Source organism: Actinomadura sp. KC216 (assembly GCF_004348535.1).
Lineage (GTDB): Bacteria > Actinomycetota > Actinomycetes > Streptosporangiales > Streptosporangiaceae > Spirillospora.
Genome location: NZ_SMJX01000015.1, coordinates 35,118 through 55,387, shown reverse-complemented (window position 1 = coordinate 55,387; position 20,270 = coordinate 35,118). Strand labels below are relative to the sequence as shown.

General features: G+C 68.0%; 17 protein-coding genes and 1 riboswitch. Of the genes, 10 read left to right on the top strand and 7 right to left on the bottom strand.

Translation table 11 applies throughout. The features are described 5' to 3' along the window. A riboswitch (cobalamin riboswitch) is annotated at positions 1-111 on the bottom strand. This riboswitch is flagged as partial in the annotation. Between the two features lie 819 nt (positions 112-930). The 3 genes from E1264_RS04825 (at position 931) to E1264_RS04815 (ending at position 3,432) form a co-directional block, all read left to right on the top strand. Next, on the top strand, positions 931-1,947 hold the full coding sequence (locus E1264_RS04825) for an ATP-dependent DNA ligase (protein ID WP_132169951.1): 1,017 nt from the start codon (positions 931-933) through the stop codon (positions 1,945-1,947). Positions 1,948-2,140: 193 nt separating this feature from the next. Next, complete coding sequence (locus E1264_RS04820; protein WP_132169949.1) at positions 2,141-2,881, top strand: hypothetical protein; 741 nt, start codon at positions 2,141-2,143, stop codon at positions 2,879-2,881. Next, a complete protein-coding gene (locus E1264_RS04815; protein ID WP_132169947.1) occupies positions 2,818-3,432 on the top strand; it encodes a DUF4232 domain-containing protein in 615 nt (204 codons plus the stop codon). The genes E1264_RS04820 and E1264_RS04815 overlap by 64 nt, the downstream gene beginning before the upstream one ends. A gap of 458 nt (positions 3,433-3,890) precedes the next feature. Here the strand turns inward: E1264_RS04815 and E1264_RS43085 are convergent, their stop codons facing one another. Together E1264_RS43085 and E1264_RS45125 are read right to left on the bottom strand one after the other, a co-directional pair. Then, positions 3,891-4,106, bottom strand: a complete 216-nt coding sequence (locus E1264_RS43085; RefSeq protein WP_165964001.1) for a hypothetical protein — start codon at positions 4,104-4,106, stop codon at positions 3,891-3,893. A gap of 509 nt (positions 4,107-4,615) precedes the next feature. Next, entirely contained in the window at positions 4,616-4,840 is a 225-nt protein-coding gene (locus tag E1264_RS45125; RefSeq protein WP_243710746.1) for a hypothetical protein, read from the bottom strand. Positions 4,841-5,197: 357 nt separating this feature from the next. Between E1264_RS45125 and E1264_RS44470 the strand changes: the two genes are divergently transcribed. Beyond that, a complete protein-coding gene (locus tag E1264_RS44470; protein ID WP_207935716.1) occupies positions 5,198-5,488 on the top strand; it encodes a beta-eliminating lyase-related protein in 291 nt (96 codons plus the stop codon). 304 nt (positions 5,489-5,792) lie between these two features. On the opposite strand, the gene E1264_RS04800 is transcribed toward E1264_RS44470, so the two are convergent. Next, positions 5,793-6,437: a carbonic anhydrase gene (locus tag E1264_RS04800; RefSeq protein WP_132169943.1), complete on the bottom strand. Its 645-nt coding sequence runs from the start codon at positions 6,435-6,437 to the stop codon at positions 5,793-5,795. 389 nt (positions 6,438-6,826) lie between these two features. Here E1264_RS04800 and E1264_RS04795 point away from each other — a divergent pair, with 389 nt between their 5' ends. Continuing rightward, on the top strand, positions 6,827-8,299 hold the full coding sequence (locus E1264_RS04795; RefSeq protein ID WP_132169941.1) for a SulP family inorganic anion transporter: 1,473 nt from the start codon (positions 6,827-6,829) through the stop codon (positions 8,297-8,299). Positions 8,300-8,844: 545 nt separating this feature from the next. Here E1264_RS04795 and E1264_RS04790 read toward each other — a convergent pair. Next, positions 8,845-9,687 (bottom strand): SAM-dependent methyltransferase, encoded by an 843-nt coding sequence (locus tag E1264_RS04790; RefSeq protein ID WP_132169939.1) that lies wholly within the window; start codon positions 9,685-9,687, stop codon positions 8,845-8,847. A 92-nt stretch (positions 9,688-9,779) separates the two neighbouring features. On the opposite strand from E1264_RS04790, the gene E1264_RS44465 reads away from it, so the two are divergent. The 3 genes from E1264_RS44465 (at position 9,780) to trpD (ending at position 12,556) form a co-directional block, all read left to right on the top strand. Beyond that, a complete protein-coding gene (locus E1264_RS44465) occupies positions 9,780-10,094 on the top strand; it encodes a hypothetical protein (protein WP_207935715.1) in 315 nt (104 codons plus the stop codon). Next, positions 10,091-10,498 (top strand): hypothetical protein, encoded by a 408-nt coding sequence (locus tag E1264_RS44460; protein WP_207935714.1) that lies wholly within the window; start codon positions 10,091-10,093, stop codon positions 10,496-10,498. The genes E1264_RS44465 and E1264_RS44460 overlap by 4 nt, the downstream gene beginning before the upstream one ends. A gap of 1,041 nt (positions 10,499-11,539) precedes the next feature. Further along, on the top strand, positions 11,540-12,556 hold the full coding sequence (gene trpD / locus E1264_RS04780) for an anthranilate phosphoribosyltransferase (protein WP_132169937.1): 1,017 nt from the start codon (positions 11,540-11,542) through the stop codon (positions 12,554-12,556). 16 nt (positions 12,557-12,572) lie between these two features. Here the strand turns inward: trpD and E1264_RS04775 are convergent, their stop codons facing one another. Together E1264_RS04775 and E1264_RS04770 are read right to left on the bottom strand one after the other, a co-directional pair. Further along, positions 12,573-13,313: a haloacid dehalogenase-like hydrolase gene (locus E1264_RS04775; RefSeq protein WP_207935713.1), complete on the bottom strand. Its 741-nt coding sequence runs from the start codon at positions 13,311-13,313 to the stop codon at positions 12,573-12,575. A 37-nt stretch (positions 13,314-13,350) separates the two neighbouring features. After that, positions 13,351-14,199, bottom strand: a complete 849-nt coding sequence (locus E1264_RS04770) for a class I SAM-dependent methyltransferase (RefSeq protein ID WP_132169935.1) — start codon at positions 14,197-14,199, stop codon at positions 13,351-13,353. A gap of 150 nt (positions 14,200-14,349) precedes the next feature. On the opposite strand from E1264_RS04770, the gene E1264_RS46190 reads away from it, so the two are divergent. Beyond that, positions 14,350-17,796 carry an anthranilate synthase component I gene (locus tag E1264_RS46190; RefSeq protein ID WP_347813359.1) on the top strand — a complete coding sequence of 1,149 codons (3,447 nt, stop codon included), beginning with the start codon at positions 14,350-14,352 and terminating at the stop codon, positions 17,794-17,796. A gap of 730 nt (positions 17,797-18,526) precedes the next feature. Further along, complete coding sequence (locus E1264_RS04750; RefSeq protein ID WP_132169931.1) at positions 18,527-18,841, top strand: hypothetical protein; 315 nt, start codon at positions 18,527-18,529, stop codon at positions 18,839-18,841. On the opposite strand, the gene E1264_RS04745 is transcribed toward E1264_RS04750, so the two are convergent. After that, a complete protein-coding gene (locus E1264_RS04745; RefSeq protein WP_132169929.1) occupies positions 18,834-20,000 on the bottom strand; it encodes an acyl-CoA dehydrogenase family protein in 1,167 nt (388 codons plus the stop codon). The genes E1264_RS04750 and E1264_RS04745 overlap by 8 nt on opposite strands. Between the last annotated feature and the right edge of the window lie 270 nt (positions 20,001-20,270).

Sequence of the window (20,270 nt, the reverse complement as noted above, 5' to 3'; positions counted from 1 at the left end):
CGAAACGCGCGTGGACGGCGACTACCCGGTTACCGCGGCGGGCCCGTGCCGGAATTCCACCGGCTTCCCGATTCTCCCCCGCATGGGGGCACCTCGCATCAGTTCATGCCACCACAAACCTTACCGACACCGCCCAGGCCGCCCCCGGGCAGGGAGGCCCGAGCGGAGGTTCGGGCCGGTCACTCCAGTCGGAGGCCGCGCTGCGTCCAGGACACGCCGGCTGGCCGAAGGCGATCAGGAAAGTCGGGTTCCAATGGCCGGACGAGGGCGGGGAATGCGGCGTCCAGCCCGTCGGTGTGGGTGCCGCCGGCCACGCGGTAATGGGGTGACCGGCCACCCGGCGCCCAGTAATGGCGACGTGATCGCTATCGGGGTCGCGGGTGCGGCCCCGGGTAGAGGCGGCTCGGGAGCGATTGGAAGCACAAGGGGTGCCAGTAGCCATGACCAGTCACCGGCCGCCGCCGAGCACCGACCAGGTCCGAGCCGCCATCGACGCCGCCACCAGCAGACCGGCCGCCCAGCGTCCTGGCGCTGGCCCACCAGTTCGGACTACCCAACACCACGTTCCGACGGCACTATCCCGCGATCTGCGCCGAGCTGGCCAGACGCTCCTCCGATCCCTCCGACGCCGACATCGACAACGCCATCAGCGGCGCCGGTGACTCCTACCGCGCGCTCCGGCAGACCAACGCCCGGTTGCGCGCCGCCGACCGCGACCTGACCCGGCGATTCGAACCGGCGATCGCCGCCATTCAGCGGCTCAGCATCCATTACGCCCGATGCCGCGTCGAGCTGGACGCCGCCCGCTTTATCACCCACCCGTCATCCCCGCGCCCTAGAGCGACGTGATTGTTTGGCCAGCTCACAGGGGTAGCACAGGCAGAAGGAAGGGGACGGGCGAGGCAAACGTTCGGGGGTGCGCGAGCCGTCATGCACATCCACGACCCTGTCGCGCCCATGCTCGCCAAGCCCGTCGACGACTTTCCCCCTGGCAACGACTGGGTGTACGAGCCGAAGTTCGACGGCTTCCGCTGCCAAGCCCACATCCGCGACGACGGCCGGACAGAGCTCTACTCGCGCTCCCTCACCCGGCTCACCGACTCCTTCCCTGAGACCGCGGCAGCGATCACCGCGCAACTACCGGCGGGGACCGTCCTGGACGGCGAACTGGTCCACTGGTCGCCCACGACCGGCAAGCTGGACTTCGAGGCGCTGGAGCAGCGTCTCGGTTCCGGCCGCCGCCGAGCCCTTCGGCTCGCCCGCCACACGCCGATCACCTACGTGGTGTTCGACTGCCTGGAGACAGCCGAGCAAGGCGACCTGCGTAGCCGGCCACTGAGAGAACGGCGGACGGTACTGGAATGCCTCCTGCGCGACACACCGGCCGCTGGCCTGGTGTTGTTGTGCCCGCAGGAGACCTCCCAAGGCCGAGCCCGGCTCTGGTTGGAGCTACTGACAGCCCAGGCGGTCGAGGGTGTCGTGATCAAGGCCTCGGGTGGGCTGTACCGGGCCGGGGTGCGCGGCTGGTACAAGCTCAAGCACCGCGACGAGACACTCGCGATCGTGGGCGGCTACACAGGTACTCCCACCGCGGTGACCAGTCTGCTGCTGGGCCGCTATCCCAGCGGCAGTGGGAGACTGCGCGTGGTCGGCCGGACCGGTCCGCCGCCCGCGCGGCTCCGTGACGAGCTGACCGCGCATCTGGCCCCCCGGCACCCGGGCGATGCCGAGCACCCATGGCCGGCCGAACTTCCGGCCGGATGGGCCAGCGGGCTCCCAACCACCGCGGCCCCCACCCGCTACCACCGCGTCCAACCCACCCTCGTAGTCCAGGTCTCGGTCGACGTTGCCACCAGCCACGGACGCTGGCGCCATCTGGCCCGCCTGGAAGACATCCGCGCCGACTTACATCCGATGGCCGTGCCCAGGGACCTAGACCTGGAATGACCTGGCAGGTCACATCCCGGTGCCTACCAAGGACCCGCGGGGGGCCTCGGGCGGCCCGAGGATGGCGGGGAAGGACGGCATCCTGCCTTCGCGGCGTTGCGGGATCGCACCGCGTCCGTAGCTTGGCTACGGCGCTGAGGAGCACAGACGATCAAGCAGATGCTCGTCAAGCCAGCTTCGAGCCATTCCATATTTGGTGATCTTCACTCCAGACAGCCATGTGCCGAGCGGGGAGAATCGGGCGTGTGGTCGGCGTGGGGACGCGCCGCGCTGGCGGCCGGTCTCGATCCAGTCGACGCCCGCACTGGGCGTGCACGGTGTCACATTCGGTCTGGGTGAAGCCGTGCCCGCGCAGCGTGCGCATCCAGACGCCGCTGCGCTCACATCCTCGCGCTTATGGTGGGATGGCCGGATGCTCCCCGCACTGTCCACTGTCCTCGCCTGTGCCGTGTCCATCACGGCGTGCGGCACGCAGGGCGATTCAGCGGCCGACGGCGTGAACGCAGCCGCATCCGGCAGCCCGACTCTTCCCGGTGCCCTTGATGCTCTGGCGCAGGACGGGGTGAAGATCACCAGCATGACCGGCTGGTCCCACCAGAAGACACCCCCGGCGATCTCCGCCGAGTTCGAGGTCACCAACCACGAGAGCGAACCCTTCACCTACACCATCACCTTTGACGCCCTTTCCACCTCTGGCGCGGTGCTGGAGAACACCAAGCAGACGACGCCCGCCGTGGGACCCGGCCAGACCGTCAGGCGCACCGTCCGCCTGAACGGCTCCTCCCCAGACCTGCGCGGCGACAAGGGGCGTGTTCGCATCGCCAAAGTCCGGCGCGTCCCCACCGCCGAGGCTCCAGCAGAGACCGGCCCTTGCCCGTCTTCCGGAATGCGACTGACGACCGACGCCGGAAACGCCGCCATGGGCTACGCGTAATAGGACTACGTCTGACCAACTGCGGAAGCCGCGCCTACCACCTCAACGGCTTCCCGCTCCTCCAACTTCTCGACGAGGACAGAAAACCCGAACCCACCGTCAAGATCCTCAAGGGCAGCGGCGGCATCGCCACCATGTCCGACTTCGATGCCCCGGCCCGGCCGGTGGTCCTGGAACCGGGCCAGACGGCCAACAGCGGCCTGATGTGGCGCAACACCACCGACGCCGGCGGTGCACCGGTCAATGTCCCCTACGTCAGGGTCAGGGCCAAGCCTGGAAACCGATCGTCGGGGTGGCCGTGGACCGCTGCGCCGACGTCCTGGTGGCTTACCGACCTCGCAGCAGATCGGCAGCGCGGTCGGGCTCGCATGCTAGTGGCCATCGCAGCACCCGGAAACACGGACACCGCCGTCGCCGTCGTCAACGGGATGCAGATGGCGGTCATCGTCGCACCGGCCCTGTCCGTGGCCGGGGCCCTGGTCGCACTCGCCGTCCCATCGACACGCAAAGCCACCGCCACCCAGCCAGATACCAGAGTCGAAACCATCTAAGCCCCACTCGGTGGGGCGCTCCCGCCTTCGCGCTCCACCGTTCGCTAGGGCATTGCCGCGCTCGGACTTCCCCGCAGAAATGTGCCTGATTTGCCGCATCAGTACTTCATGGGCGGTGAGGCGGCCAACCACCGATGGTCGGCGACGTTGGCGGCCAGGCCGGCGGGGCTGCCTGGCACGAGCGGCGTCCACGGCAGCAACCCGCTGCGGTGGCCCCTCGCCTTCGTGAGGGGCGTCTACCACATCGAGTGTCGGAGGCAGTGAGTGGTGGGGTCGGCGATGTGCGGCTGGACCAAGAACGACAAGCGGATCGCCGTCGACCTGCACGCGCTGTCGAGTCGTGAACTTTGACGGCTCGGAGACAACGAAGACCACGATGGGGGTCGCTTTCCGTTGGCGCAGATCCGACAAGGGATCCCTCCACTCGGGCTCGTCCGCCCAGACCGGCCACTCCCCTGTCACGTCCGCGGAGGCGCCTGCGGGAAGCCTGACCCGGTCGCGGCATCGCTCAGGTCCGCCGCCGCTTCGGGCAGCTGGGCGTCGCCGCCAGCGTGGAGGTGGACCGGGACCAGGGTGGTGCGGCCGTCGGAGCTGACGAGCCCGGCGCCGGGCGGCCGTGTCGCGGTGTCGCGGCGGCCAAACACCATCACCACCTCGAACACCGTCGAGGGCATTCGCGCCAAACTCAAACGCCTCGTCGGCCGGGACCTGGCCACCGAACCCCAATAGGGGCTTTTCGCCAATAAACGGAGCAATACCTAACGAACAACCCTCTGAGTTCTTCAAGACCGCCGAGTCGGGACGGTCGCACTACAGCACCACGGCCGTTGCCGAGGACGAGGAGGGAAGCCGGATCCGGCTGAAGTCTGCTCTGATGGTCCGCGCCGACAGTGGTCAGCATGAGCCCTCCGCAGGAACCCACCGATCAGCAGGGGCGTCGCCAGGAACAGTGACCCTGCTGGGGCTTCTCCACCTGTTGCGGGAGGAGGCAAGCCTGAATCGGTGGACGCCGTCATGGGGGCGCACCTGGTGGACGTGCCACGACCGCCTGACCAGCGCGGCCAGGGACGTCCAGGTCAACCGGCGGTCGCTCACGGAGGTGTTGCATGTGGCTCCGCCTTATCGCTCCGAGACGTCGGCCGCTAACACCGCAGCGTTGCAGGAGTTCTTCGGCAGGCTGGGCCTACACAGGACGACACTCCGATACGGGCTTCTGCTCCGGGAGGTCAAGGGTCTGGAGGCCTCCCGCTACGGGTACCGGCTGCTGTTGCGGCACCTGCCGCGCCCGGTATTTGCCACGGCCCAGCTCATCGAGCGCCGAGGAGTTCGTGCTGGTGAGGTGGAACGGGCCCGGGCCGACCAACACCAGCAACCGGCTCTCGCGCAGCTGGGTCAGCAACTCGGTCACCAGGTGATCCCGCCCGAAGAACCGCTCAGTTACGCCAACATCGGCGGCTGGCTCGCCTTCCGTGCACCGGCCCGGCCGAGTGGGCACGGAACCTCGCCGTTCTCTACGAGGGGCTACACAACTACGGCGGCATGTCCGGACGCGACATGGAGGCGGTCGCCCAGGGCATCGCCGAATCAGTCCAGGAAGACACCATCCGTACGCGTGTCGAGCAGGTCGCCTATCTCGGACAACGGTTGACCGCCGCCGACATCCCGATCGTCCCCCCAGTGGGCGGCCACGCCGCCTGCCTCGCCGCCGCCGCGTTCCTTCCTCACCCTGCCTCACGAACAGTTCCCGGCCCAGACGCTCGCCGCCGTGCTCTACCTCGACTCCGGAGTTCGCTCCACCGAACGCGGCGCAGCCTCCACCGGTCGCGATCCCGCCACCGGTCTCGATCGTTTCCCGCCGCTCGAACTGGCCCGCCTCACCGTGCCACGCCGCACATACACCCAAAGCCACATGGACCTCGTCGCCGACAGCCTGATCCACGTGTTGCGCCAACGCGACCCGATCACCCGCGGCCTTCGGTTCGTCCACGAACCCGACACCCTGCGGTTCTTCCAGGCGCGCTTCGCTCCGGTGTCCGACGCACCGTTCTTGGAATGAGCCGACCCCCGAGCGAGTCGAGGTCGTTGATAACCGTCCGCGAACCGACGAGGGCAAGGCCGGCAAGCGGCAAGCTTCGCGCACAACGGAGTGGTCTTCACCGGCGCATCCAGCGTCGCGGTAAGACGCTACCGCCTATCGCGGCGGCACGATTGCCACGCAGGTTCCCCGTTGACCTGGAGCCAGTGCCCATTGGCGTAAGCCGACGAGCCGCACCATCCGCGCTTGCGCTGCGCCGACCTGCGGGTACCGCTGGACTGCCGAAGGCCGGGCGACCCGCACATCATGATCAAGCTGTCCCGCCTCAAGGCCGGGAGGCGTCAAGAGTGGCGTCGGGGCCGCGGGTTGCGACGAGCTGTGCGCGGCCGTCGGCCAGGTTGTAGCGCAGGCCCACGACGGCGGCCCCGCCGGTGGCGGTCCGCTCGGCGAGAACACGAGAGCGGTCCAGCAAGAGGTCAACGGTGTGCGCGATGTGCTCGCTCAGGATCTCCTCCTCCTGGAGGCGCCCGGCGGCGTGCGCGGTGAGCACACTGGGGGCCACGCGTTCGATCACGTCACGGACGTAACCGATGGGCGGTACGCCCTGCTCCAGCGCGGTTTGTGTGGCCCTTACCGCACCACACGAGTCATGGCCCAGTACGACCACCAGGGGGGCGTCCAGGACGCTGACCCCGTATTCGATGCTGCCCAGCACTTCGGGTCCCAGGACGTGTCCCGCCGTGCGCACGACGAACAGGTCTCCCAGACCGCGATCAAAGATGATCTCGGCGGCCAGCCGGGAGTCGGAGCACCCGAACAGCACGGCGAAGGGGCGCTGAGCCGCGGTGACCTCGGTGCGGCGGGCGGCGTCCTGGTTGGGATGCTGCGGGGTGCCGGCCACGAACCGCCGGTTGCCGGCCAACAGCATCTCCAAGGCCGATCGAGGCGCCAGCTCTGGGTTGTCGGTCATAGCAGCAGACTCTACGTGGCAGGCCGTCAGGTCGGCAGGCTGCCGTGGGTTCTGCGGCGGGCGGCCGCGGACTGAGGGTTGCGGAGGCACCGAACACACCTGAGAGTGGTCGGCCGGGTGAAAGGCCGATGGACCGAATGGGAGACCAAGGTCGGCGGCCGATACCGGGAAAACCGAAGAAGTCGAGTGAATCGGAATCTTCGCAGCTGATCACCGGTGCGTCCACGACCCTGGGTCCCGCGGACCGGTCCAAACAACTCAACTCGCGATATCCCCCCTTGCTTCGAAGCGGTCTTTGCGGCATCTTTGCAACAAGGAGCGCCGGGAAGTCTGGTCGGCAGTTCGGCTCATGGTGGGTCGATGCGAGCTGTGGACCAAGGTGGCGCCCGTTGTTCAAACACATTGCGCAGGAGATTCTTTCCGGCCTGACTGTGGCCGTCGTGGCCTTGCCATTGGCGATCGCCTTCGGAATCACCGCGACCGGCAGTTCCGAAGGTGCGCTCGTCGGCCTGTACGGCGCGATCTTCGCCGGGTTCTTCGCGGCCGTGGCTGGCGGTACCCCCGCCCAAGTGACAGGCCCGACCGGCCCCATCACCGTGGTCGCTACCGGGGTGATCGCCGCGCACGGGCTCCAGGCCGCGTTCGTCGCTTTCATCATGGCGGGCGTGTTCCAGATACTTTTCGGGCTGTGCAGGATCGGATCTTTGATCCGCTACATACCCCATCCGGTCGTGTCGGGATTCATGGGCGGGATCGCGCTGATCATCATCCTGGGTGAGATCGATCAGGTACAGCGCAGTTTCCTGGTGGTGGCGGTCACGATCGTGCTCATGCTCGTGTCGGCGCGCCTGATCAGGTCGATTCCCGCGAGCCTGATCGCGCTGGTGGCCGTCACCTTGGCATTGCGGCTCGCCGACTCGCTGCTCCAGGGCGTGCGCCTCGGGCCCGTCCCGCTCAACGCAGCGGTGGACTACATCGGCCAGATCCCTGAATCGATCCCCTCGATCACCCTTCCCTCGCTCAGCGGATCGCTGATCCTCTCCCTGGTGCTGCCCGCGCTCAGCATCGCCTTGCTGGGGTCGATCGATTCACTGCTCACGTCGGTCGTCATGGACAACATCACCGGCGGTCGGCATCGCAGCAACAGGGAACTGGTCGGCCAGGGCCTCGGGAACATCGCCAGCGGGCTATTCGGCGGGCTGGCAAGCGCCGGCGCGACCGTCCGGTCGGTGGTCAATGTCAGAAACGGCGGCCGCACCGCGCTGTCGGCCGCCACGCACAGCGTCATCCTCCTGGCCCTGGTGGTCGGCCTCGGAGCCGTCGTTCGATACATTCCCCTCGCGGTGCTGTCAGGGATCCTGATTTTGACCGCGCTCGGCATGATCGATTGGCAGAGCATCCGCAAAGCGCACGTCTCCCCCCGAGGCGACGTCGCCGTGATGTTCGCGACAATGATCGTCACGGTGCTGGTCGACCTCACCGTGGCGGTCGCAACCGGCGTCGGATTGGCGCTCATCGTCCATGTCCTGCAATCACGCCAATTCAAGGCCTCAATCGTCCAGGACAATGGCACCTACGGCATCCAAGGGCCGCTGTCATTCCTTTCCGTCGACCATGTCTTTTCCACACTACGCAACGGCCAGCCGCATCTGTCGCTGAACCTGGACAACGTCAGCTACATCGACACATCCGGCACAAAGGCGTTGTTGACCTTCATCGACCATTCACACAAGGCCGGCGTCACCGTGGACATCACGAGCCTGCCGTCGCACATCAAGCACGAACTGGTCACGCAAGCCACCCAAGAGCAGCACGACAAGCTCAAAACCGTCATCGACACGCCCCGCGTGCGCACCACGTAACCCGTACGCGAGCGTCGGTCACCCGGGTCCTGGGATCTGGGCCCGAGCGGATCGTCGCAGATAGTCGATACGGCAACACCGGGGCGGATGGGGCTGCACCGACCCGACGAGACCGAGCTGTCCATCCAGGTAGGCCCAGCTCAGGTCGCTGTACAGGGCATCCATAGCGACGTCGGGCAAGGATGCCGTACCACCAGGGCTGCAGACAGCCGGTGAGTACGCCTCCACCCGCCGCCGGTCCGTAGAGACCCCGCGGGTGGTGATCGAGCGACGGGGTACATGTACAGCGATCACGCCGCCGCCGGCCCGGCGTCCTGACCGCACGAGCATGCGCTGATCCCGCGGCGAGTACGGACCGATCATCAGCGTTGGCGACGCAGACATCCAAATAGATTCCAGGTAGGAGCACAGCGCACCGCAACGACGCGTACGCCAACACCGGTTCGGGCTGACAGCGAACCAGGAGCAAGAGAACCGAAACCCGTCAACGCCGCGCACCGCCATCCGCGAGGCGCTGGCCTTCTACGGGTGATCTCGGCGGCGCGTCAGGGCTTCCGGCCCACCCCGCAAAAGCCGGCCACCACGCCGGGCTCCCCCCGCTGGACGGCTTCGGGACGCCATTGCGGCAGCGACACCAGGCCGGGCTCCAGCAGCTCCAAGCCGTCAAAGTAGCGAAGGATCTGGTCGCGAGAGCGGGGGGTGATGGTCTCGGCGGCCCGTTCGTTCCAGGTCCGCTGGGCCTCGGCGTTCGCATCCATGTCGGGCTGGCCGCCGAGGTCGAGCGTGGCGTGGGTCAGCGCCAAGTAACTGCCCGACGGCATCGCCGCCAGCAAGCGCATGACGATCTCGTACGACCTGTCGAAGTCCGGGATGAATTGCAGGATCGCCAGCAGCATGACCGCCACCGGCTTGCCGAAGTCCAACGTCTCGGCGGCCCCTTCCAGGATCTTGTCCGGCTCGCGCAGGTCGGCCTCGATGTATTTGCACGCCCCCTGCGGGGTGCTGGTCAGCAAAGCCCTCGCGTGCACCAGGACGAGCGGGTCGTTGTCGACATAGACGATCTTCGCCTCGGGGGCTACCCGCTGGGCGACCTCATGGGTATTGTCCATGGTCGGCAGCCCGGTGCCGATGTCCAGAAACTGCCGGACGCCCGCCTCACCCGCCAAATGGCGAACCGCCCGGCCGAGAAAGGCACGATCGGTACGCGCTATATCGATGATCCCGGGGAAAGTCTTCCTATACTGATCGCCCACTTCGCGGTCGACGGCGAAGTTGTCCTTGCCGCCCAGGAAGTAGTTCCATACACGCGCAGATTGAGGCACCGTCGTGTCGATCTCCGACGAACGGCCCCGCTCCGGATCGGCCGAATTATCGCTCACGGTGCGCATCTCCCGCTCTCCCGCTTTGCGGCATTTGATTGCCGCAAAGCATAGCGCGCCATATTACCGGCCCTCACCCGTACGAGCCAGGCCCTGTCGGCGTGAGCGCGCCCTTTGAGTACCCATACTTCACCAACGCCACCCTGGAGACCGAGACCGACCCGTACATCGTCGTCCACCTCGCCAACAAGCTCGCCCAGAGCCGGATCTACACCGAGGAGCAGGTCCGCCAGGTCGCCGAGCTGTGGGTCACCCGCAAGGGCAACAACGCTCTCTCCGCGGCGATCAGCCTGGCCCAGCACGACTTCCGGCGTCGCTACGCGGCAGCGATCGAGGCTGAGGACAAGGTCATGCTCAACGCCTCGACCTCTTCCGCAAAGACGTCTCCACCTACGTTCGGCTGTATGACTTCATGAGCCAGATCGTCGACTACGGCGACCCGTACATGGAGATGCTCGCAATCTTCCTCCGGCTCCTGGAGAAGGTCATCGCCGAGTCCCCCTGGAGCGCTGAGGTCGACCTCTCGGACGTGGTCTTGGTCGGGGTGAAGCACACCAAGAAGATCGCCGTCGACATCTCGCTGACTGGAGACGGCGCGCTGAAGGGGATCAGCGCAGCAGGCACCGGCACCAAGAGGGAGCCGAAGTACGTCGCGCTCCAGGTCGTCATCGACAAGATGAATGACCTCTTCGGCGCTGAGTCGTTCGCCGAGTCCCAGGTCCGGGAGTTCGTGCAGGGGCTCGTGCAGCGGCTGCTCGCCGACGCCTTCTACGATGCCGCGATCGACGAGGGCACAAGTCAGCCCAACTCAGGATCTTGAAGTTTGCGACTGGATTGATATAGCCAGGTAGCGTTCTGCCCGGAAATAAGGGACCAACGGCGCACGGCTTTACACAGCAAGCCTCAGCAGGACCTTTCCCTGGTCCACAGCGGGCAGGGGCTGTGGATGCTGAACCGTTTGGCCGGTCAGCCACTGCGGGGCCCAAGGCGGGTGCAAGAACGCACGTTTTCGCAATCAGCTTAGGAACGGCCACCGGTTGACGGTCGGCAGCCCTGGCCGCAGGGTGGGCTGGTGAGGGGGTGTGCTTCCTCGGAGCTGGTAGAATGTCGAATAAAGCGTTGAACAGTGCCAATGCCGGGCAAGTCGGTCTTCAGCGAAATGGCAAGCGCTGTGATGGGTACAAGGGCTGGGGTCTATTTGGTCCTTTGAGGCGCCCTTCCAGTTGGTGCCGAGGGTGGGGAAGGACTGAGTCGCCAAGTTTGCTCGACCGTTTACGCGGAACCCACTGATCAGAGTGTGCCCTGATGGAGCCCGCTGTACCGCGCTGGGGTGTGGCGCCCTCAAACTATCCGTCTCCCCATAGCTCATGTTGCGCAGCAGATCGTCGCGACTCATCCCGCTGATGCTCATGCCAATGGCGTAAACCACCAGGCGGTGTGGATTGGCCCAGCAGCGGGAGCGTGTCGTGACGCTGGTCGAAGACTTGCCGAGGGCGACGGCGGTGACTGGTTCCAGGGTGACGGTCTCGATGAGGTGGTCGGCGGGAACACCGATCGCTTTTGGCGGGGGCGGTCCGTGTTGCGGTGACCAGCGCGTGCTGCGCCACTGAAAGCCCTGGGCACCGGAGTGCCCGTCGGCGTGTTGCCGACGCTCACCATCCTTCAGCGGAATCACCGGTGGACGAAGACCACGGGAGCTCTTCGGCCTTCGACTGCATCTTGAGGGACTCGGCTTTGCCGGTCGCGGGGGTAATCCTCTTCTGTCGGTGAGGCGGCATCGCGTCGTGGGGTGGGCTGTTTAGCCTGGGGCTGGTGATGCCGTCCCTTCCCGAAGGGTGGTCGACGTGACGCGGACTTTGTGATGCAGGCGGCGTTGAGCCGGTTGTCGCTCGGTGAGGAGTTGACGGAGGAGGAGGCGTCGGCCGCGCTGTGCACGATTATGCGCGGTGAGGCGTCACCGGTGCAGATCGGTGGGCTGGTGATGGGGCTGGCCGCTAAGGGGGTCTCGCCGGCGGAGGTCGTGTGCATGGCCCGGGCGGTCATGGAGTTTTCGGCGCCGTTCTCGGGGAGTTCCCAGGTGTTGGATACGTGCGGCACCGGCGGCGACGGGCACAACACCTTCAATGTCTCCACGGTGGTGGCGATCGTGGCTGCGGCGTGCGGGCAGCGGGTCGCCAAGCACGGTAGCCGCAGCGTGTCCTCCCAGTGTGGCAGCGCTGATGTGCTGGAGGCGCTCGGGGTGCGCACGGACCTGCGACCGGCGCAGGCGGCGCGGTGCTTGGAGTTGGTCGGCATCGTGTTCTTGTCGGCCACGGTGTTCCACCCGGCGTTCCGGCACGCGATGGACCCGATCAAGGAGCTGGGCGTGCGGACGGTGTTCAATCTGCTGGGGCCGTTGTGCAGCCCGGCTTGGGCCCGTTACCGGATTCTCGGGGTCCCCGACCAGGCGCTGGTTCCCTTGCTGAGCGAGGTCCTGCTGAAACTGGGAGCAGAGCGCGCGCTGGTGTTTTCCTCTCAGGACGGTCTGGATGAGTTGAGCATCTCGGCTCCCGCGCGTGTGGTGGAAGTCCGTGACGGCTCCATGCACCCCTACCTGCTGGACCCGGCGCGACTGGGCCTGGCCCCTGCCGGCCTGCAGGAGTTGGAGGGCGGCCCGCCCGGGCCGAGCGCTGATCTGGTGCGGGGGCTGCTGGCCGGTGAAGGTGGGCCCCGGCGCGACATGGTGCTGCTCAACACGGCGGCGGCGCTGCGGGCGGCGGGAAGGTGCGAGGACTGGGGCGAGGGGATGGCGCTGGCGGCCGAGGCCATTGACAGCGGCCGCGCGACCGCGACGCTCGATCAGTGGATCGAGGTATCGCAGGCGGTGGCGTCCGGCTGACCGGCGGGTCGTCTCACTATCGCAGCTGGCCAGAGCGCGCGGCCAGGGCACAGATCTGTTGGAGGACCTGCCGGGTGTCGGCGAGGTCGGGGAGCACGGCGTCCGCGCCGGCTGCGCGCAACTGGTGCGGGCCGCTGCTGCCGGTGGCCACGGCCAGGGCGGGTATGTCGTGGGCGTGCGCGGCGGCGGTATCGGCGGGGGTGTCGCCGACCAGGACCGCGGCGTCGGGTGGTTCGGCGCGTTCCCGGGCGTGCCGCAGGGCGTGGGCGACGAGGGCATCACGGGCGGAGTGGTCGTCGCCGAAACCGCCCGCCGCCCAGTCGATGTGGGTGTGCAGACCGAAGGCGGTCAGCTTGATTTGCGCTACCGGCCGCACGTTGCCGGTGACGACCGTCTGCAGGGCGCCCGGCAGCCGGGCGACGGCGGCCAGGGCGGCGGCGGCGCCGGGTAGCGCACGCCCCTGACGGCGTATCTGCTCTGCCCGTCGCCGGTGCTGGTCGGCCAGCGCTTCGGCGAAGCCGCGAAAGTCGGCGACGTTGGTGTCGATGCCGTGCAGGCGGGCGGTCTGGTGGAAGATGACGGGGTCGGTTTGGCCGTCGATCACGGCGTGCTGTTCCATCGTCTGGCCGGTGACTTGGGTAAATGCCTGGCTGTAGAGCCGCAGGCCCACTGCTTGGACGTCGATGAGAGTGCGGTCGATGTCCCAGAGCACCAGAATCCGATAACCGACTTGGGTGGAGCCCGTCGTCTCGGACATCGCCTTTCACCTCGATTCTGGACGGTCGTTCAGGCTATTAATGGAGGCTGTTCGCGTCCGGGCGGCGCGCCCATGCGGAGATCATTCCGGGGGACAGTTCGGCGAACCCCGGTGTCTCGAACAGAGTCGATGCACGGTGGAGTTCACTGTCCGACACGAGGCCGGTGGCGATCATCTCCGTGCGCGTCTGCTCGAAGGTCAGCTGCCAGAACCGGCTGATGGGGGCCCCGGGAACGATCGCGGGCAGGAAGACGTCGAGGCCCTGGTCGATCAGTCCCAGCGAGGTCAGCCGGGCTGGATAGTCGCGGACCCAGGTGATGTCGGTGCCAATAGTCGACCGCAGGGCCGACCACAGGGCGGCGAAGGCGGCCCTCACGGCCGGTTCGCGGCTGCTCTGGGTGGTCAGGTCGACGGAGTCGCCCAGCAGCAGGACACCGCCCGGGGCCAGCCAGGACACCAGCCGTTGCAGTACCCGGTCACGTTCGGGCAGGTGCATGAGCAGGAACCTGGCGTGCACCAGGTCGAAGCTCGCCGGTTCGAGCGTGCCGCTCAGGTCCTCGGCGGTCAGGTCGGCGGCTACCACACGCAGGTTCGGTGCGCGGAGCGGGTCGAGGTAGACCGTGCTGCGGTCCAGGACGACGACCTCGCGGGGCGCGGCGTGGGCGGTCAGCCACAAGGCCAGTTCCCCGGTGCCGGCCCCGGCGTCCAGAAACCGCATTCCGGGTCGAAGGCCCAGCGCCCCGATGCGCTGGTGAGTGACCGGGTCATAGGTGCGGCTGATCGCATCCAGGCGGTCCCGTTCCTTGTCACGCGTGTGCGCAAAGATCTGCTCGCCGTAGCGTTCCCCATCTTTATCCGACGCACCATCAACATCATCGGGTTCCATTCGTTAAGCGTACATGGGAAGCGCTGTCCCGGGTATACACCTCACCCCTTAACCGGTCGCCGAATAATGCACGAACGAATCGCGGCTGATTGCACCCGCTTGCCATGCCCGCCCCCGGGATTCAAAAAGGAAACGGACACTGACATGCCTATGGAACACAAACCGATCGTGCCCGGGTGGCAGCCGGGCACATGGCGGAATAAACCTGTCGCCCAGCAGCCAGAGTGGCCCGATGCGGCCGCGGTGGCGGACGCCGAACGGCGGCTGCTGCAACTGCCGCCCTTGGTGACTCCGGAGGAGTGCCGGGCGCTCACCGCGGCACTGGCCGAGGTCGCCAGCGGCCGGGCGCTGATACTCCAGGCAGGCGACTGCGCAGAGCGTTTCACCGAGACCGCCAGCACGGAGGCCCGGGCCCAGTTGGTGGAAACGCTGGCCGACCGGCTGATGACCGCCACGGGACTGCCGGTGGTCACCATCGGCCGCATGGCGGGCCAATACCCCAAACCACGATCGTCGCCGACCGAGAAGGTGCCGGGGCCTGACGGCCCGCTCACCGTGCCCACCTATCGGGGCGACCTGGTCAACGCCCCAGAACCCGACTCGCGCGACCCCGACCCCGACCGGCTGGTGGAGGGCTATCACCGCGCCACGGCCACCCTGGCCCTGCTGCGCGCTCGCAGCGCCAGCGCCGACACCCGCGCGGCCACCGATGTGTTCGTCTCCCACGAGGCACTGCTGCTGCCCTTCGAGGAGGCCCTGACCCGCTACGACGGCCAGTCCCGCGCCTGGTACTCGACGTCGGCCCACCTGCTGTGGATCGGCGACCGCACCCGAGGACTCGACCAAGCGCACGTGGAGTACCTGCGCGGCATCGCCAATCCGGTGGCGGTCAAACTTGGCCCCACCACCACTGCCGACGATGTCGTCGCCCTCTGCCAGAGACTGGACCCCGAGCGCCTGCCGGGCCGGCTCACGCTGATCACCCGGATGGGAGCGCGCCAGGTGGGCCGGTTGCTCCCTGAGATGATCGAGGCGATGACCCGTGCCGGGCACCCGGTGACCTGGGTGTGCGACCCCATGCACGCCAACACCACCACGACGGCCGCTGGGCTCAAGACCCGGCACTTGGACACGATGCTCGCCGAGGTCCAACAATGGCTGGCAGCGCATCGCGGGGCCGGCTCCCACCCCGGAGGACTGCATCTGGAAGTCACATGCGACAACGTGACCGAATGCGTCGGCGGCCGTGCGGGCGCCGTCGACGAAGCCCAGGTACATCAGCACTTCCTGTCGGCGTGCGACCCGCGGCTCAACCCGGAGCAGGCCACCGAACTGGTCCTGCAGACGGGACGGCGGCTCACCGGACACCGACATACAGAACCCACCGCTTCCACCCCGCCGAAGGCCAGCGCGGCCCACTGGCGACCCTACGCCCAGGACCGGCGCGCTGACCTCACCGCAGCCGCCACCTCCCACACCTGGACCACGCCGGGGTGCCTGGAGATCACACGGACCGCGCAGCCCTATCCCCACCATGCGCTGGATCAGGTCACCGCGGCGCTGGACGAAAGACCCGGCGGCGTTCTCGGCTCCAGTGTTCAGCAGCCGGGCCGCTACCGCCGCTGGCGCATCGGCTACCTGGCCCCCTGCCTGGAAGTCACCGCCGCCGCACGCCGCATGGATGTCCGGGCGCTCAACGAACGCGGACGCGTGCTGCTCCCGATCGTCACGCAGGCGCTGTCGGCGAGCGGCCACCTCATCTCCACCAGCCCCTCCACCCTCACCCTGGCGGTGCCGGCCCCCGACGACGTCCTGCCGGAGGAGCAACGCAGTCGGCGGGCCGGTGTCTTCTCGGCTCTGCGCGCGCTGCTGGCAGCGTTCGCCGCACCCGACGACGCACACCTGGGGCTGTACGGCGCGTTCGGCTACGACCTGGCGTTCGGGTTCGAGCCCATCGCCCTGCGGCTGCCGCGGCCCGACGACCACCGCGACCTGGTGCTGCACCTGCCCGATGAACTCTACGTCGAGGACGAGTCCGGCCTGATCCGCTACCGCTACGACTTCACCGTCGGTGACACCACCACCGCCGGTCTGCCCCGAGACAGCGACAGCACCCGCCCGGCCGCCCGGCCCGCCGCGCTACCACCACCGCCCGGGCAGGGTGCCTACGCCAAGATCGTCCGCACCGCCCAGGAGCGTTTCATGTGCGGTGACCTGGTGGAAGTGGTGCCCAGCCAGGTCATGTACGCCTCCTGCACGTCGGCGAGCGACTTCTACAGCAAATTGCGCCGCCGCAACCCCGCGCCCTACGAACTGTTGTTCAACCTGGGCGGTGTGGAGCACCTGGCCGGGACCTCCCCGGAGATGTATGTACGGGTCACCCGCGACGACCACGGCCGCCTGTGGGTCGAGACCTGCCCCATCTCCGGCACCGTCCGCCGCGGCCGAGACGCCGTCGAGGACAGCGACCACATCCGCGCCCTGCTCAACTCCCGCAAGGACGAGTCGGAGCTGACCATGTGCACCGACGTCGACCGCAACGACAAGGCCCGCATCTGCGACCCTGGCAGCGTTCAGATCCTGGGCCGCCGCCAGATAGAGATGTACTCCCGCCTCATCCACACCGTGGACCACGTGCAGGGGCGGCTACGGCCCGGCTTCGACGCCCTGGACGCCTTCCTCACCCACATGTGGGCCGTCACCGTCACCGGCGCCCCCAAGCGGGCCGCGATGCAGTTCATCGAGGACCACGAGCAATCCCCCCGCCGCTGGTACGGCGGTGCCGTCGGCGTCCTGCGCTTCGACGGCACCCTCGACAGCGGCCTGACCCTGCGCACGGCACAGATCCACGACGGGCTGGCCGCCGTCCGCGTGGGCGCCACGCTGCTGCACGACTCCGACCCCGACGCCGAGGAGCGCGAGACCCAGGTCAAGGCCCAGGCGTTGATGGAGACCCTCACCGGAGCCCCGCCCGCCACCCAGCCCGAACCGCCTCTGCAGACCGAAGCGACACCGATGCGGGTGCTGCTGATCGACCACAGCGACTCCTTCGTGCACACACTGGCCGACTACTTCCGCCAGGCCGGTGCGCATGTGACCACCTTGCGCGCGGGACTTCCCCCCGCGACACTCGACGAACTCGCCCCTGACCTGGTCGTGCTCTCTCCCGGTCCAGGCCGCCCTGGCGACCACGGCTGCCTGGACCTGCTCGACGAGATCACCGCCCGCGGGCTGCCCGCTTTCGGCGTTTGCCTGGGACTGCAGGCGATGGTCGAGCACAGCGGCGGCACCGTGGTGCCACTGCCCCAACCCGCCCATGGCCGGCCAGGCAACATCACCGTCCACTCCGGACGCCTGCTGGCGGGTCTGCCCGCCCAGTTCACCGCAGGCCGCTACCACTCCCTGCACGCCGTCCAGGTGCCAGATTGCTACGAGATCTCCGCCACCACCGACGACGGCGTCGTCATGGCCATCGAACACCGCCACGCACCCCGCTGGGCGGTTCAGTTCCACCCCGAATCCCTCATGACCACCGATCACCACGCCGGACACCGCATCATCACCAACATCCTGCACCTAGGCCGTGTTTCGAAGTAGGGCGAACCGCCCTCCGCGAGAGCCTGCCTGGAGGTGCCTGACGGCCAGAGCACCAGCGTCCACTCGGCCATCGTCGCGCGGCCCGCCGGCGCGGTCGGGTTCAGCCTGGTGCCTCACCGCTGGTCGCCGAAAGATCGTTCAGCTGGCTCATGAACACACGCAGAGTCGTTCGGGAGTACGAGCGCACGACCGCGCATTGCGAAGCTCGCATCTCGTGGGCCGCGATGACCTTGATGACGCGCCACCTCAGCCGGCACGCAGGCACGCCCGGTCTTCCCGCCTAATGGCCCACTTGCGCTGTGCGAGCGGCGGCGAGGTGGTCGTGGAACTCAGCGTGCCGGAATTGATAGACCGGGCCGACGGTCCGCAGCAAGCCCAGACGGTGCGCGTCGCCGAGGAATGCCATCAACCGACCGCGGCAGCCGCCGCTGCCGGGCCAGCCAGAAGGTGGCGACCAGATGCGCCGGCCACGCACGATGCTGCCCGAACACGAGCCCGAACACGAGCCCGAACCCGAACATGAGCCCGGCAGCGAGCCCGGACGCGAGACTGGCGAGGCGGTTGAGGGGGGTGTGGCTGATGGCGGCGAGCCGCCACCAGGCCAGGTCTCGGGTGGGACGGTGTCGAGGAGGTGGCGAGGTAGCCGAGCCAGCGGGTGGCCTGGTCGGGGTCGTGTCGGCAGTGGGGGCGGAACAGGTCGGCGGGGTCAGCGCTGGGTGGGCGGCTGCTGATGAGGGCGGCGATCGGCGGCACCTACGCCCACGTCTCCCCGGTCATGCGCGAGCAGCTCCGCGGGCGGCTCCAGGGGTTGTGGGAGGCGACCCTGGACCAGCGGTTCGCCCTCTCGCCGATGTCCCCGGTGCCGGTCCTCAACGAGCTGCTCGCCGAGCGGCGCAGGATGGCCGATCTTGGCCGTCTCCCGATCGTCTCCCGATCGGCCGTCCGCGGAGGGCTAGCGCTCGTACCTATGGCCGTGCCGAACGATCCTCATGCGGCAGCGCCGAAGAGTTTCCCCACGTCAGCTACTATCAGACGCGTCACTTGAGGAGTTGGCGGGCCATGACCATGCGCTGGATCTGGTTCGTGCCCTCGTAGATCTGGGTGATTTTGGCGTCGCGCATCATTCGTTCCACCGGGAACTCGCGGGTGTAGCCGTAGCCGCCCAGGAGCTGGACGGCGTCGGTCGTCACGTCCATCGCCACGTCGGACGCCAGCGTCTTGCACGCTGAGGAGACGAACGTCAGGTCGGCGACCTTCTCGCCGTGCATCGCCCGCTCGGACTTGATCGCCGCGTGGTAGGTGAGCTGGCGGGCGCCTTCGAGGCGCATGGCCATGTCGGCCAGCATGAACTGCACGCCCTGGAAGTCGGCGATGGGCTTGCCGAACTGGCGGCGCTCCTTGACGTAGCCGAGCGCGAAGTCCAGGGCGCCCTGGGCGATGCCGAGGGCCTGGGCGGCGATGGTGATGCGGGTGTGGTCCAGGGTGGCGAGCGCCGTCTTGAAGCCGCTGCCCTCCGGGCCGATGATCCGGTCGGCGGGGATGCGGACGTCCTCCAGAATGACCTGGCGGGTCGGGGAGCCTTTGATGCCCAGCTTGCGCTCCTTGGGACCGAAGGACACGCCCGGGTCGCTCTTCTCGACGACGAACGCGGAGATGCCGCGGGCGCCCTGCGACGGGTCGGTGACCGCCATCACCGTGTAGTACTCCGACTCCCCCGCGTTGGTGATCCACATCTTGGTGCCGTTCAGCACCCATGCCTCGCCGTCGCGGACCGCGCGGGTCTTCATGCCCGCCGCGTCCGAGCCGGCGTCGGCCTCCGAGAGGGCGTAGGAGAACATCGCCCCGTCGCGTGCCACCGGCGCCAGGTACTTCGCCTTCAGCTCCTCGGAGCCCGACAGGAGGATCGGGACGGTGCCCAGCTTGTTCACCGCCGGGATCAGCGACGAGGAGGCGCACGCGCGGGCGACCTCCTCGATCACGATCACCGTGGCCAGGGCGTCCGCGCCGCCTCCGCCGTACTGCTCGGGGACGTGCACCGCGTGCAGGTCGTTGGCCACCAGCGCGTCGAGGGCCTCCTGCGGGAACCGCGCCTCCTCGTCGACCTCCGCCGCGAACGGGGCGATCTTGGCGTCGGCCAGCTCGCGCACCGTGCTCCGCAGCAGCTCGTGGTCCTCGGACGGCGCATAGGCGGGAAAGTCGTTCATCGGTCCTCCGCGGGTCCCCGGCCGCGTCGACGACGGCCATATTACTTTGACGGCCAATATTTGAACGCCAAAGTAAGCGAGGCGGCCGCGCGGAGTCAAGGCGGCGCCGGGCGACACGCGTCACATGCGAAGGGGGACGGTCCCGCCGGCCCCCGTCCGGGTCGGCGGGACCGTCCTTTTCCGTGGCCGGTTGACCGGACAGGGCTCGAACCTGCGACCCGCCGCCCCGGCCATGCATGACGTGATCCAGTCACGGATCCTGCCGATTGG